Here is a 13,096-nt window from a genome sequence, read left to right as displayed (position 1 = left end):
GCGGAGCGGCCGTCGCTAGGCCAGCGCGTCAGGGGCCGTTCACGACGATCGCGACCGGATCGCCGGCGGACGGCTCGCAGGCCGGCGCGCCCTGCCCGCCGTCAGCCGCGCGCGTGTTCGGCCAGCAGCCTGGCCTTCGCATCGACGAGCAGCGCCGCATGCGTATCGCGATGCTGGCGGATCCGCTCGGTCGGCCCGACCACCGACAACCCGTACCAGTCGCCGTCGAGCGTCAGCGCGACCGCGATCGCCGACAGCTCGGGCGCGCTCTCGCCGAAGTTCTCGGCCCAGCCGAGTTCGCGAAACCCGGCGGTTTGCGCGACGAGCGCGGGCAGGTCTGCCACGGTCGAAGCAGTGAAGCGCTCGAACGGCAACTGCGCGCCGAGCACCTGCTGCGCATCGCCGGCCAGTTCCGCGAAAATCGCCTTGCCGATCGAGTTCGCATGCAGCGGGCGCAGCTCGCCGGGCGCACGCGTATAGCGGATCGCCTGCTCCGATTCGACGACGTCGAGGTACGTGATCGACACGCCCTGGATCTTGCCGAGCACGGCCGTCTCGCGGCTCGCGTCGCGCAGCGCGACCAGATGCGGATGGACGATGTCGACGACCGGATCGGTCGCGTCGATCGCGGCGGCGATCGTCTGCAGGCGGCGCGTCGGGTAGTAGCCGCCGCGCTTGCGCACTTCGTACAGGTAGCCGCGGCTCACGAGCGTGCGCGCCATCGCGAGGCAGCTCGACGCCGGCACATTGAGCAGGCGCGCGAGTTCGGTGAGCGGCAGCGGCCGCCGTTCGGCGGCGAACAGCTCGAACAGGTCGAGCGTGCGGGCAACGAGTTTGACGTCCATGACGAGCGCTTGATTCGGAACGGGAAACCGCGCACCGGGCCGGCCGCCGGGTCGGACCGGTCAGTACGACTTCGGCAGCCCGAGCACCTTCTCTGCGATGTAGCACAGGATCAGTTGCGGGCTCACGGGCGCGAGCCTCGGAATCATACACTCGCGCAGGTAGCGCTCGACATGGTATTCCTTCGCGTAGCCCATCCCGCCGTGCGTCGCGACCGCCGTCTGACATGCGTGGAACGCGGCTTCCGCGCCGAGGTATTTCGCGGCGTTCGCTTCCGCGCCGCACGACTGCCCCGCGTCGTAGCGCGTCGCGGCCTTCATCACCATCAGCCACGCGGCCTCGAGCTGCATCCACGCCAGCGCGAGCGGATGCTGGATCGACTGGTTCTGCCCGATCGGCCGGCCGAACACGACGCGCTCGCACGCGTACTGCGTCGCGCGGCGCAGCGCGGCCTGCCCGAGCCCGATCGCCTCCGCGGCGATCAGGATCCGCTCGGGATTCAGCCCGTGCAGCAAATAGCGGAAGCCGTCGCCTTCGTGACCGATCAGGTCGCCTTCCGGCACGCGCAGGTTGTCGATGAACAGCATGTTCGAATCGACCGCCTTGCGGCCCATCTTCTCGATCTCGCGCACCTCGACGCGAGACCGGTCGAGATCCGTATAGAACAGGCTCAGCCCGTCGGTCGGCTTCGCGACCTGGTCGAGCGGCGTCGTGCGCGCGATGATCAGCATCTTGTTCGCGACCTGCGCGGTCGAGATCCAGATCTTGCGCCCGCTCAGCACGTAGTGGTCACCGTCGCGGCGTGCCTGCGTGGTCAGGTGCGTGGTGTCGAGCCCCGCGTCGGGTTCCGTCACCGCGAAGCACGCCTTGTCGCGCCCGGCGATCAGCGGCGGCAGGAAGCGCGCCTTCTGCGCATCGTTGCCGAATACCTGCACCGGATTCAGCCCGAAGATGTTCATGTGGACGGCCGACGCACCGGACAGGCCGGCACCCGATGCGCTGATCGTGCGCATCATCAGCGCGGCCTCGGTCATCCCGAGCCCGGCACCGCCGTAAGCCGGATCCATCGCGATGCCGAGCCAGCCGGCCTCGGCGAGCGCCGCGTGGAAATCGGCCGGAAACCCGCCCGCGCGATCGCGTTCGAGCCAGTAGTCGTCGCCAAAGCGCGCGCAGATTTTCTCGATCGCGCTTTCGATCGCGCGCTGGTCATCGGTCAGGTCAAACTGCATGGAATGCTCTCCCGGAAAAAGCGGAGCGGCCGCGCCGCTCTCAAGGAAACGCCAGGCGGCGCCAGGGTTTCCGCGCCGACCGACGTCCCCTCGCGGGGTGCGCCGGCACGAAGCGGCAGGCCTGGGCCGCTCACAACGGAAATACCCCGACGATCACGGCGGCGAACACCATCAGCACCGTGGCGGCAAACAGGAACGGAATCGTGAATTTCTGGTGCTCGGCGAGCTCGACACCGGTCAGGCCGACGATCAGGAACGTCGCAGGCGTGAGCGGGCTCACCGGGAAACCCGTCGTCATCTGGCCGAGCAGCGCGGCCTGTGCCATCTGGATCGGCGACACGCCCAGCAGCTTCGCGCTTTCCGCGAGCACCGGCAGCACGCCGAAGTAGAACGAATCGGGGTCGAACAGCAGGCTGAGCGGCATCGACAGCAGCCCGAGCACGAACGGCATGTGGCGCGCGTGCTCGACCGGCACGTGCGCGACGACCACGTCCGCCATCGCCTTCAGCATCCCGGTGCCGGACATGATGCCGGTGAACGCGCCGGCCGCGAGCAGCACGCTCGCCATCATCAGCGCGGCCTTGGCATGCGCGTCGATCCGCTCGCGCTGGGCCTGCACGTCCGGGTAATTGATCACGAGCGCGGCGACCGTGCCGAGCATGAACATCACCATCGGGTCGACGATGCCGGACACGAGCGTGACGAGCACGACGAGCGTCAGCACGAGATTGATCCGGAAGCGCTCCGGCCGGCGCAACGCGCGTTCGGCATCGGTCAGCGCGCGCGGCGCGATCGCGAGCGACGCCGCACCGGCACGATCGAGCCCGAGCCGCTTCGCCTCGCGCACGCCGAGCACGTATGCGGTGCCGAACACGAACACGAGCCCGACGATCTGCACCGGAATCATCGGCATGAAGATCGCGGAACCGGGAATATGCAGCGCCGCCGACGCGCGCAGCATCGGCCCGACCCACGGCAGGAAATTGACGCCGGCCGCCATCGATGCGACGCACGCGAGGATGCGGCGATCCATCCCGAGCCGCGTATAGAGCGGCATCATCGCGGGCAGCGTGACGAGAAACGTGACGGCGCCCGAGCCGTCGAGATGAATCAGCAGCGCGAGCAGCGCCGAGCCCATCACGATCCGCGGCGGATGGCAGCCGATCACGCGCAGCACGCCCGCGATGATCGGGTCGAGCATGCCGGCATCCGTGAGGATTCCGAAAAAAAGAATCGCAAAAACGAACATCCCGGCGATCGGGCCGATGTTCTGGACGCCGTGCACGATGAACTTGCCGGTCGCAAGCCCGAAACCGGCCGCGAGCGACGCGGCCACCGGCACGACGATCAGCGCAACGAGCGGCGACAGCCGCTTCGTGATGATCAGGCTGAACAGCGCGACGATGGCGATCGCGCCGATCCATGCAAGCATGATGCGTCTCCTCTTCAGCCGGTGCGCCCGTGCGGGGCGCGGCGTGGGGTTCGAAGGGGCGTGCGGTACGCTTGGCCGTGCGGCGCCATCGGGCGCGCGGCACGGCCGGCGGCCGCGATGCCGGTCAGTCCCGGTGTGTGTCGTGGTCGTGGTTGTCTGCGTCGGCGAACACCTGCGCCGCGTGCTCGTTCAGCGCAGGCGGCGGCCGCCGGTACGTGGCCGGCGTACGGCCGAGCTTGATCGGCGACGCGATGCCGCGATGCCGGCCCAGTTCGACTTTCATCTCCCGATGCGCGACATGCGGATGGTCGAGCGCGGCATCGAGCCCGAGCACCGGCGCGCACGGCACGCCGCGGCGCATCAGCTGCTCGGCGAGTGCCGCGCCGTCGTGTCCGGCCAGCGCCGTCTCGAGCAGCGTGCGCAGCGCGGCGCGATTCGCGCTGCGCGCGCGGTTGTCCGCGAAGCGCGGATCGTCGAGCCAGTCGCGCGTGCCGAGCACGTCGCACAGCCCCGCGAACTGCCCGTTGTTGCCCACCGCCAGAAAGATGTCGACGCTCGCCGTCGGAAAGCTGTCGTACGGCGTGATGTTCGGATGCGCGTTGCCGGTGCGCACGGGGGCATTCCCCGAATGGAAGAAGTTCGGCGTATGCGGATGCAGGATCGACAGCGCGCAGTCGAACAGCGTCGATTCGACGAACTGGCCGCGGCCGCTCGCGTCGCGCTCACGCAGCGCCATCAGCACGCCGAGCGCCGCATTCAGCCCGGTGACGAGATCGACGATCGGCACGCCGACCCGCAGCGGCGCGCCGCCGGCTTCGCCATTGACGCTCATCAGCCCCGCGAGCGCCTGCACGGCCGCGTCGTAGCCGGGCAGCCCGCCGAGCGGGCCGTCCGCGCCGAAGCCCGATACCCGGCAATGGACGAGGCGCGGAAAGCGCGCGTGCAGCGCGTCGAAGCCGAGCCCCCAGCGCTCCATCGTGCCGATCTTGAAGTTCTCGACGATGGCGTCCGCATGTTCGAGCAGGCCGAGCAGCCGCTCGCGGTCGGCGGCCTGCGTCAGGTCGAGCGCAATGCCGAGCTTGTTGCGGTTCACGCCGAGGAAGTACGACGCGGTATCGCCGTCGAACGGCGGGCCCCAGGTGCGCGTTTCGTCGCCGGACGGCGGTTCGACCTTGATCACCTCCGCGCCGTGGTCGGCCAGGATCTGCGTCGCATACGGGCCGCCCAGCACCCGCGACAGATCGATGATGCGCAATCCCGCCAGCGCGCCCTGCTGCTCGTGTTCCGCCATGCGTCCCGCTCCTGGTTCCGGTTGATCGGACTGCCGGCTCCGGCGGCCCGGCGCCTGCGGCGCGACCTTCCGGATTGGGCAAATAATTCTTGTGTGTGAATTTATATTCACACTCAGGAATTATGTTGTCAACCCCGGCGGCACCCTGAGTCCGGGCGGATGACGCCGCCGCGCGCAAGTGGGGGCGACCCCGAACACGGGCCGGTTGCGGTAGCGCCCCGCCTTTCGCTAAGCTGGCGGAAACCTTCATCTCGAAAAAATAAGGCGGATTATTCATGAAACGGATGCTGCTGGCGGCCTTCATGCTGGCGTCGACGCTGGGCGTCGGACATGCGCAAACCCAGACGTTCCATTTCGGCGAAGGACAGACCGGGATGCCGGGCGCAGCGCCGACCGCACGGCCCGCGCCCGCGCGCCGGCACGTCACGCCGCCGCCGTCCCACCATCGGCGTGCCGTTCACAAGCGCCGCCATCCGAGCCACGTGAAGCCGACGCGCAACGGGATCTATACGCACGCGTGATGCGTCAGCGGTCCTGCAGCGCCGTGCACGGAACTGTCACGAACCGCCGGTAGCATCGTTGCGGCTGCCTGTACGCCGTCGCGGCCGGCTGCCGAATGACGCGCCGCCGACGCGCATTTTCTCCACGATTCAGCACCTGTTTTGCCGAACATGAGTACCGGGCCGGACACACTCGCCGTCATCAAGGAACGCGCCACGATCGTGTGCCGTCAGCGCAGCAGCGTGCTGCTGGTCGCCCGCACCGCGTCGCGCTGGTCGCTGCCGGGCGGCACGATCCGGCGTGGCGAGACGCCGCTCGATGCGGCACTGCGGGAGCTCGCCGAGGAAACGCGGCTGGAGGGGCTCGCGCTCGATTACGCGGTGCAGTTCGGCGGGCTGACGAAGCTCCATCACGTGTTCGTGGCCGACGTGCCGGCGCACCTGACGCCGCGCGCGAGCAACGAGATCGCCCGCTGCAAGTGGTTCACCGACGACCGCCTCGACACGCTGCGTGCAAGCGTGCCGACGCGCAAGATCATCGAGTTGCTGCGGCTCGACGGTTTTTCGGCGATCGCGAACGGCCGGCTGCGCTGACGTCCACCTCGCCCGTGCCGGTCACCCGCGCAGGAACGGGCCGGCCTTGCGCTCGAGCAACGTGACGAGTTCGGGCTGCATGGTCGCGTAACGGTCTGGAATGTCGAGGCACACGATCTTCTTGTGCCGTACCTGCGCGCCGAATTGCGCCGCCAGCCTCGCCTTGTGCGCCCGCTCCATCACGAACACGACGTCGGCCCAGTCGAGCTGCTCGGCGGACACGCGCGTGTCCGCATCGGGCGCGAGGCCCGCCGAGTCGGTGTCGACACCCGGCCACGCGGCGAATACCGCTTCGGCCGTCGGGCTGCGCAGCCGGTTGCGGCTGCAGATGAAAAGTGCCCGCGTCATGTCGTTTCGACGGTGCCCGGCGCCTGCCGGCTCACCCCTGCGGAATCGTGCCCGGCCGGACGTACGCGAGCATGTGCGGCACGTAGTCGGCCTTGCCGAGTTCGACGCCGTGGTGGCGCAGGATCGCGTACGCGGCGATCGCGTGGAAGTAGAACTGCGGCAGCGCCCAGTCGCGCGCGTACTGTTCGCCCGTCATGTCGAACGCGATCCCGTTCGGCATTTCGAGCGCGATCGGCAGCGAGGCACCGCCATCGAGCGCATCCGGCGCGAGTTCGTCGAGAAAGGCGAGCGTGCCGGCGATGATCGCCTGCGCGTCGGCCAGCGTGCCGGGCTGCGCATCGGCATTCCATCCCGCTTCGCGCAAGGCCAGCAGCGCAGCCGGCAACGGTTCGCCACGCAGCCGGTGGACGGGCTCCATCGCCTGGAAGCACGAGAAGCGCACCTGTGCGGCAAGCGGATACATGTCGGGTGCCAGCTTCAGCGACATCGCCGCGTCGGGCGCGTCGCCCGCGGCCTGCCGGTGTGCGACGGCCTTGTCGAGCCACGCGGTCTGCGCGCGCAGCATCTGGGTGAAGGTCGGAACGAGAAGTTGAGTCGGTGACACGCGTGCGCTCCTGTGTTGTGGTTTGCGCCACGATAGCAGTGTCGGCGCGAACCTGCATCCCGGCCTGAGCGATGAGCGCGATTAAATGCGGATCCGGTGATGTGACGCATGGTCCGTGCAGGTGTTCGTCCACGCATCCACGCAGGATGATCGCCGCACGCGGCTGGCGCAACGCACCCTCAGGGCTTGCCGTGTCGCGCCAGGAACCGGTCGAGCTGCGAGGCGAACGCCTTGCCGTCGCGTGCGCTGAATGGCGCCGGCCCGCCCGTGTCGATGCCCGCGCTGCGCAACTGATCCATCATCGCGCGCGTCGACAGGCGTTCCTCGATGTTCTCGCGGCTGAACCAGTTGCCGCGCGGGTCGAGCGCATGCGCGCCCTTGTCGAGCACGGCGGCGGCCAGCGGGATGTCGGCGGTGATCACGAGATCCCCCGCTTCCACCAGCTCGACAATGCGCGCATCGGCCACGTCGAAGCCGGCCGGCACCTGCACAGCCTTGATGAACGGCGACGGCGGCGTGCGCAGAAACTGGTTCGCGACCAGCGTCACACAGATTTCGGCACGACGCGCGGCGCGAAACAGCATGTCCTTGATGACGGCCGGACACGCGTCGGCATCGACCAGTACTTGCATGGCGGGTGTTTCCAGAGAGCAGCAGAAGCGGCGATCATAACGCACCGCTGGCCGCCCATCAGCCGGCGCGGCCCGTGTACAGCGCGTCGGCCGTCACCCACTGCGCGCCCCAGGCCGCGGCCAGCCGCGCGCCCTGCCCGATCCGCACGGCCGCATCGTCGAAGTCGACGAACACGACGTGATCGGCCGCCGCGGGTTTCGCGGGTATCTCGCGCGTGCGTCCGTCGGACAGCACCCACAGCCAGCGCTGCTTGCCGGGCTCGCGCCGCGCCGCGCGCGCGAGCAATTGCGCGGCGGCCGCGATGCCGTCCGCGAGCGGCGTGCCGCCGCCACCTTCGACGGGTTCGAGCCAGCGCGCATTCCACCAGCGCGGCACGGCCGGGCCGAAGCGGCGCGCGGCGCCATTGCCGCCGAAACAGATCAGCGCGGTTTCGACACGGTCGCGCGCGGCCTGGTCGAAATACGCGACGATCAGCCCCTTCGCCAGTGCGAGCCGCTCGTGCGACAGCATCGACGCCGAACAATCGAGCACGAAGCAATGCAGTGCGTCCGGCGTGCCGGCCCGTTTCCGGAAGCGCAGATGGCCGCGATGCAGCGGGCCGCCGCGTTTCCCGGCAAGCGTTGCCGGCCATGCAACGGTGGTGCCGGCACGTGCCGTGCCCGGCACGCGCGCGGCTGCGCCTGATTGCCATCGAGGACCGCGAACGGTGTTCGCAGCGGCGCCGGCTCGATGGCTCAGCGCTTTTTTAGCGGCAGCGGCACCACGCCTTTCACGTCGTGCAGCCCGGCCGGTTCGGGCGGCAGGTAGCCCCAGTCGCCCTGCGCTGCCGCGGCATCGTTCTGCGCGGCGCCCGATGGATCGTCGGGGCGCTCGCGCGCATCGGGCGGCGTGTGACCGTCGCGTTCGTCGTTTTTCTGCGGCGCTCGGGACGATGGCGGCGTCCCCGCATGACGCCGGTGCCGCAGCACCGCGTCGGCCACGCGCTCCACATGCGACACCGTCACCGCATCGGCCTGCTCCAGTGCGGCGAGCGCGCGCGCCGCGCGCAGCATCACGAGATCGGCACGCAGCCCGTCAACGGCCGCGTCGATGCACAGCGCGCTGACGCGCGCATGGACGGCATCGTCGAAATCGAGCGCCGCCAGCCGTGCACGCGCCGCGTGAATCCGGTCGCCGAGTTCGCGCTGTGCGGATACATGGCCTGCGCGGAACGCGTCCGGATCGAGATCGAACGCGAGCCGCGCCTTCACGATCCGCTCGCGCTGTGCGGCGTCGAAGCAATTCTCCAGTTCGACCATCAACCCGAAGCGGTCGAGCAACTGCGGACGCAGCTCGCCCTCCTCCGGATTCATCGTCCCGATCAGCACGAAGCGCGCATCGTGCGCGTGCGACACGCCATCGCGCTCGACGATGTTCACGCCGCTCGCGGCGACATCGAGCAGCGTATCGACGAGCCCGTCGGCGAGCAGGTTCACTTCGTCGACATACAGCACGCCGAGATGCGCCCTCGCGAGCAGGCCCGGCCGGAAGCGCACGCCATTTTCAGCGAGGGCATGCGCGAGATCGAGCGTACCGGTCACCTGCTCGTCGCTCGCCGACAGCGGCAGCGTGACGAACTGCCCTTCGGGCAACAGCTCCGCGAGGCCGCGCGCCGCGGTCGACTTCGCGGTGCCGCGCGGCCCGCTGACGAGCACGCCGCCGAGCGACGGGTCGATCGCGGCGAGCAGCAGCGCCTGCTGCAATGCGTCCTGCGCAACGAGCGCCGCAAACGGAAACACCGCGCGGGCGCGGTGCAGCGTCGGATCGGTCATCGCCGTCCCCCTTCCTGGAGTTGTTCGCTCGCGAGCCAGACCGCTTCGATCCGTTCGCGATAGTCGCCCGGATGCTGCCACAGGCCTCGCAGCATCGCCTCGACGAAGCGTTCGCAGATGCCGTGCAGCGCCTTCGGATTGTGCCGTTCGAGGAACGCGCGGGTGGCGTCGTCGAACAGGTACGCGTCGGCGACGAGCGCGTACTGGTGGTCGGACAGCACGCGCGCGGTCGCGTCATAGCCGTACAGGTAGTCGACGGTCGCGGCCATCTCGGCCGCGCCCTTGTAACCATGGCGCTTCACGCCATCGAGCCATTTCGGGTTGACGACTCGCGAGCGGATCACGCGCGCAATTTCCTCGCGCAGCGTGCGCATCTTCGGCGCGACCGGGTTCGCGTGGTCGCCGTGGTAGATGCTCGGCTGCTGACCGGACAGATGCCGCACGGCTGCGGTCATCCCGCCCTGGAACTGGTAGTAGTCGTTCGAATCGAGGATGTCGTGTTCGCGGCTGTCCTGGTTCTGCACGACGACGTCGATCGTCGCGAGCCGCTCGCCGAACACGTCGGCCGCCGCGTCGCCCGCGCTGTTCTGCGCATACGCATGGCCGCCCCACTGGCGGTAGGCATCGGCGAGATCGGCGTCGGTCTGCCAGCGGCGCTGGTCGATCAGGTCCTGCAAGCCCGCGCCGTAGCTGCCCGGCCGTGCGCCGAACACACGCCAGCCGGCGCGGCGCCGCGCTTCGTCCGGTGCCACGCCCTGCGCGACCCACTTCGCGCGCTCGCGCTCGATGCGCGCGCGGATCGGGTTCAGCTCCTCGGGCTCGTCGAGTGCGGCCACCGCCTGCACGGCCGCGTCGAACAGGTGCATCAGGTTCGGGAACGCGTCTCGGAAGAAGCCCGACACGCGCAGCGTCACGTCGATGCGCGGCCGGTCGAAGATCTCGATCGGCAGGATCTCGAAGTCGGTCACGCGGTGGCTGCCGTGCGCCCATTTCGGCCGCACGCCGAGCAGCGCGAACGCCTGCGCGATGTCATCGCCGCCCGTGCGCATCGTCGCCGTGCCCCAGACCGACAGGCCGATCGCGCGCGGATAGTCGCCATGATCCTGCAGATGGCGTTCGATCAGTTGCTGTGCGGATTTCAGGCCGAGCGACCACGCCGCCTGCGTCGGTACCGCGCGCGTGTCGACCGAGTAGAAATTGCGACCGGTCGGCAGCACGTCGGGGCGGCCGCGCGACGGCGAGCCGCTCGGCCCCGGCGGCACGAAGCGGCCGTCGAGCCCGCGCAGCAGCTGACGCATTTCCTCGCCGCCACACGCGTCGAGCGCGGGCAGCAGCATCTCACGGACACGCTCGATCACGGCGAGCGTGTGCGGCCAGTCGCCGGGAGGCGTCGCATCGGTACCTGCGTTACCGCCGTCGGCTGCGCACAGTCCGTCCAGCCACTGCTGCGCAAGCCGTTCGAGCCGCTCGCGCGTATCGCCCGCATGGCGCCACGGCGATGCGTCGAGCGCCTGCAGGATCGCCGGGCGCGGGCCGACCCACGGCGCGGCCCAGTCGGCCGCGAGCGGATCGAAGTCATCGCCGAGTGCGAGATCGCGCGCGAGCGCGCCGATCAGTCCTGCGCGTGCTCCCTTGCCGTCGCCGACCGGAAAGCGCGCGAGCGCGAGCAGCGTGTCGCGCCGCTGGCGCTCGGCCGGCGATACGCCGAACACGTGCAGTCCGTCGCGAATCTGCGCTTCCTTCAGTTCGCACAGCCACGCGTCGACGCGCGTGAGCAGCGCATCCTCGTCGCCCGTATCGCGTGGCGGCGACACGCTCAGTTCGTCGTGCAATCGGTGTTCGGCGATCGTCGCGAGGATCGTCTTGCGCAGCAGCTTCGCGCGCCGCGCATCGACCATCAGCGCTTCGTAGTATTCGTCGACCTGCCGCTCGAGATCCTGCAGCGGGCCGTAGTTTTCCGCGCGCGTGAGCGGCGGCATCAGGTGATCGATGATCACCGCCTGCGCGCGACGCTTCGCCTGGCTGCCCTCGCCCGGATCGTTGACAATGAACGGATACAGGTGCGGCAGCGGCCCGAGCGTCAGGTCGGGCCAGCACGCGTCGGACAGCGCGACGCTCTTGCCCGGCAGCCATTCCAGGTTGCCGTGCTTGCCGAGGTGGATCACCGCGTCGATGCGATAGGCGTCGCGCAGCCAGAAATAGAACGCGAGATACGCGTGCGGCGGCACGAGATCCGCGTCGTGGTAGCTCGCGTAGTCGTTCTCGCCGCGCGAGCGCGACGGCTGGATGCCGACGAACACGTTGCCCGCGCGCCAGCCGGCGATCGTGAAGCGCCCTTGCCGCAGCGTCGGATCGGCTTCAGGCGGGCCCCAGCGCTCGTTCAGCGCGTCGCGCACGGCCGCCGGCAGCCGCGCGAAACGGGCGACGTAGTCGGCCAGCGGGAAGCTCTGGAAGGCGGGGCGCAACGCATGCACGGCCGCGTCGTTGGTCACGCCTTCGGTGAGCCGCGCGATCAGCGCGTCACCGTCGGGCGGCAGGTCGGCCACCGCGTAGCCCGCGTCGCGCAGCGCCGCGAGCACGCGCAGCGCGGACGCCGGCGTGTCGAGCCCGACGCCGTTGCCGATCCGACCTTCGCTTTGCGGATAGTTCGCGAGAATCAGCGCGACGCGCTTGTCGGCGTTGTCGCGCGTGCGCAGCCGGCACCAGCCGCGCGCAAGCGCCGCGACGAACGCGATCCGCTCGGCGTCCGGCTGGTAGCGCACGACGTCGACCTCGGTATGCGGGCAGCGGTACGCGAGCCCCTTGAAGCTCACCGCGCGCGTGACGATGCGCCCGTCGACCTCGGGCAGCGCGATGTGCATCGCGATATCGCGCGCATGCAGGCCCTGGTTGTCGGCCACCCACGCGTCGCGATTGCCGCCGGACAGGATCACCTGCAGGACCGGCGCGTCGCCGGCGAGCACGTCGTGCTCGGGGCTGTCGATCGCGCCGGCCGCGAACGCGGTCGTGTTCAGCACAAGCGCGGCGTCGTGCGTGTCGCAGAGCTGCGTGATGACTTCGCGGCTCACCGCGTCCTTCAGCGACGTGACCGCGATCGGCAGCGGATTCAGCCCTTCGTCGATGAGCGTATCGGCCAGCGCGTCGAACACGGCCGTGTTCGCGGCCTGCCAGTGCGCGCGATAGAACAGGATCGCGACGACGGGCGCGCCGGGCGTCCAGCGCGACCGCCAGTCGTCGACGCTCGCGCGGTCGCGCGCCGGGTGATACAGCGCGGCGGCCGGCAGCGGGCGCGGCAGTTCGGGCTCTTCGCCGAACCCGAGCGTATGGAATGCAATGCTGCGCAGCAGCGCCTCGGCGTTGTGCACGCCGCCTTCACGCAGGTAGCGCCACCACAGCCGGCACAGGTCGGGCGCGACCGTGCTCTTCGCGACGAGGTTCGGGTCTTCCTGCAGGTCGCCCGAGAACATCGCGAGCTGCTGCTTGCGTTTCGACGCGAGCGACACGGCCTGCTCGATTCCGTACGGCCAGTACGCCTCGCCGCCGAGATGATCGATCACGACCGACTTCGCATGCTGCAGCACGTCGTCGACGTAGAAGTCGACCGACGCCGGCTGCCGCAGGAACGTGACGTTCGCGAGCCGCACGCTCGGGAAGCCGGCCGGCAGGTGCGGCACGACGCTCGCCAGCAGCGACAGTGTCGTGTCGGCCGAGCTCAGGATCACGATGTCGGCCGGCTGCTGGTCGATCCGGACGACGCCCTGCGTGTCGTCGACGAAGCCGCCCGGCGTGGTGCGCAGCAAATGCATCGTGT

At 69.6% G+C, this 13,096-nt stretch carries 12 protein-coding genes; 2 read left to right on the top strand and 10 right to left on the bottom strand.

What is annotated here, in order from left to right:
• Positions 1-101: 101 nt before the first annotated feature.
• The 4 genes from QZM67_RS15300 to QZM67_RS15285 all read right to left on the bottom strand — a co-directional run bounded on the left by QZM67_RS15300 (position 102) and on the right by QZM67_RS15285 (position 4,795).
• On the bottom strand, positions 102-845 hold the full coding sequence (locus QZM67_RS15300; protein ID WP_301804432.1) for an IclR family transcriptional regulator: 744 nt from the start codon (positions 843-845) through the stop codon (positions 102-104).
• A gap of 60 nt (positions 846-905) precedes the next feature.
• Positions 906-2,072, bottom strand: a complete 1,167-nt coding sequence (locus QZM67_RS15295) for an acyl-CoA dehydrogenase family protein (protein ID WP_301804430.1) — start codon at positions 2,070-2,072, stop codon at positions 906-908.
• A 130-nt stretch (positions 2,073-2,202) separates the two neighbouring features.
• Complete coding sequence (locus QZM67_RS15290) at positions 2,203-3,504, bottom strand: CitMHS family transporter (protein ID WP_301804428.1); 1,302 nt, start codon at positions 3,502-3,504, stop codon at positions 2,203-2,205.
• A 124-nt stretch (positions 3,505-3,628) separates the two neighbouring features.
• Positions 3,629-4,795, bottom strand: a complete 1,167-nt coding sequence (locus tag QZM67_RS15285; protein WP_301804424.1) for a CaiB/BaiF CoA-transferase family protein — start codon at positions 4,793-4,795, stop codon at positions 3,629-3,631.
• 275 nt (positions 4,796-5,070) lie between these two features.
• On the opposite strand from QZM67_RS15285, the gene QZM67_RS15280 reads away from it, so the two are divergent.
• Both QZM67_RS15280 and QZM67_RS15275 read left to right on the top strand, forming a co-directional pair.
• On the top strand, positions 5,071-5,316 hold the full coding sequence (locus QZM67_RS15280) for a hypothetical protein (RefSeq protein ID WP_175022511.1): 246 nt from the start codon (positions 5,071-5,073) through the stop codon (positions 5,314-5,316).
• 150 nt (positions 5,317-5,466) lie between these two features.
• Complete coding sequence (locus QZM67_RS15275; RefSeq protein WP_301804420.1) at positions 5,467-5,889, top strand: NUDIX hydrolase; 423 nt, start codon at positions 5,467-5,469, stop codon at positions 5,887-5,889.
• A gap of 21 nt (positions 5,890-5,910) precedes the next feature.
• Here the strand turns inward: QZM67_RS15275 and QZM67_RS15270 are convergent, their stop codons facing one another.
• From QZM67_RS15270 to cobN, 6 genes are all read right to left on the bottom strand, one after another.
• The gene (locus tag QZM67_RS15270; RefSeq protein WP_301804417.1) at positions 5,911-6,237 is read right to left on the bottom strand and encodes a low molecular weight protein tyrosine phosphatase family protein; all 327 of its coding nucleotides are present in this window, start codon (positions 6,235-6,237) and stop codon (positions 5,911-5,913) included.
• Between the two features lie 31 nt (positions 6,238-6,268).
• Positions 6,269-6,841: a DUF1993 family protein gene (locus QZM67_RS15265; RefSeq protein WP_175022514.1), complete on the bottom strand. Its 573-nt coding sequence runs from the start codon at positions 6,839-6,841 to the stop codon at positions 6,269-6,271.
• 179 nt (positions 6,842-7,020) lie between these two features.
• On the bottom strand, positions 7,021-7,473 hold the full coding sequence (locus QZM67_RS15260) for a YaiI/YqxD family protein (protein WP_011351963.1): 453 nt from the start codon (positions 7,471-7,473) through the stop codon (positions 7,021-7,023).
• 58 nt (positions 7,474-7,531) lie between these two features.
• Positions 7,532-8,140 (bottom strand): VWA domain-containing protein, encoded by a 609-nt coding sequence (locus QZM67_RS15255; protein WP_301804414.1) that lies wholly within the window; start codon positions 8,138-8,140, stop codon positions 7,532-7,534.
• Between the two features lie 68 nt (positions 8,141-8,208).
• Positions 8,209-9,285, bottom strand: coding sequence for an ATP-binding protein (locus QZM67_RS15250; RefSeq protein ID WP_175022517.1), 1,077 nt, complete (start codon positions 9,283-9,285; stop codon positions 8,209-8,211).
• Positions 9,282-13,091, bottom strand: coding sequence for a cobaltochelatase subunit CobN (cobN, locus tag QZM67_RS15245; RefSeq protein WP_301804412.1), 3,810 nt, complete (start codon positions 13,089-13,091; stop codon positions 9,282-9,284). The genes QZM67_RS15250 and cobN overlap by 4 nt, the downstream gene beginning before the upstream one ends.
• Positions 13,092-13,096 lie beyond the last annotated feature (5 nt).

Origin of the sequence: Burkholderia sp. AU45251, assembly GCF_030482905.1 — a bacterium.
GTDB lineage: Bacteria > Pseudomonadota > Gammaproteobacteria > Burkholderiales > Burkholderiaceae > Burkholderia > Burkholderia aenigmatica.
The sequence above is the reverse complement of the archived record's forward strand: the minus strand, read 5'-3'. Positions and strand labels throughout refer to the sequence as shown.

Excerpts from the sequence above, each read along its gene's own strand:
- QZM67_RS15290 (WP_301804428.1), bottom strand. The coding sequence starts at position 3,504 with ATGCTTGCATGGATCGGCGCGATCGCCATCGTCGCGCTGTTCAGCCTG.
- QZM67_RS15275 (WP_301804420.1), top strand. The coding sequence starts at position 5,467 with ATGAGTACCGGGCCGGACACACTCGCCGTCATCAAGGAACGCGCCACG.
- QZM67_RS15285 (WP_301804424.1), bottom strand. The coding sequence starts at position 4,795 with ATGGCGGAACACGAGCAGCAGGGCGCGCTGGCGGGATTGCGCATCATC.
- QZM67_RS15300 (WP_301804432.1), bottom strand. The coding sequence starts at position 845 with ATGGACGTCAAACTCGTTGCCCGCACGCTCGACCTGTTCGAGCTGTTC.
- QZM67_RS15270 (WP_301804417.1), bottom strand. The coding sequence starts at position 6,237 with ATGACGCGGGCACTTTTCATCTGCAGCCGCAACCGGCTGCGCAGCCCG.
- cobN (WP_301804412.1), bottom strand. The coding sequence starts at position 13,091 with ATGCATTTGCTGCGCACCACGCCGGGCGGCTTCGTCGACGACACGCAG.
- QZM67_RS15280 (WP_175022511.1), top strand. The coding sequence starts at position 5,071 with ATGAAACGGATGCTGCTGGCGGCCTTCATGCTGGCGTCGACGCTGGGC.
- QZM67_RS15250 (WP_175022517.1), bottom strand. The coding sequence starts at position 9,285 with ATGACCGATCCGACGCTGCACCGCGCCCGCGCGGTGTTTCCGTTTGCG.
- QZM67_RS15295 (WP_301804430.1), bottom strand. The coding sequence starts at position 2,072 with ATGCAGTTTGACCTGACCGATGACCAGCGCGCGATCGAAAGCGCGATC.
- QZM67_RS15260 (WP_011351963.1), bottom strand. The coding sequence starts at position 7,473 with ATGCAAGTACTGGTCGATGCCGACGCGTGTCCGGCCGTCATCAAGGAC.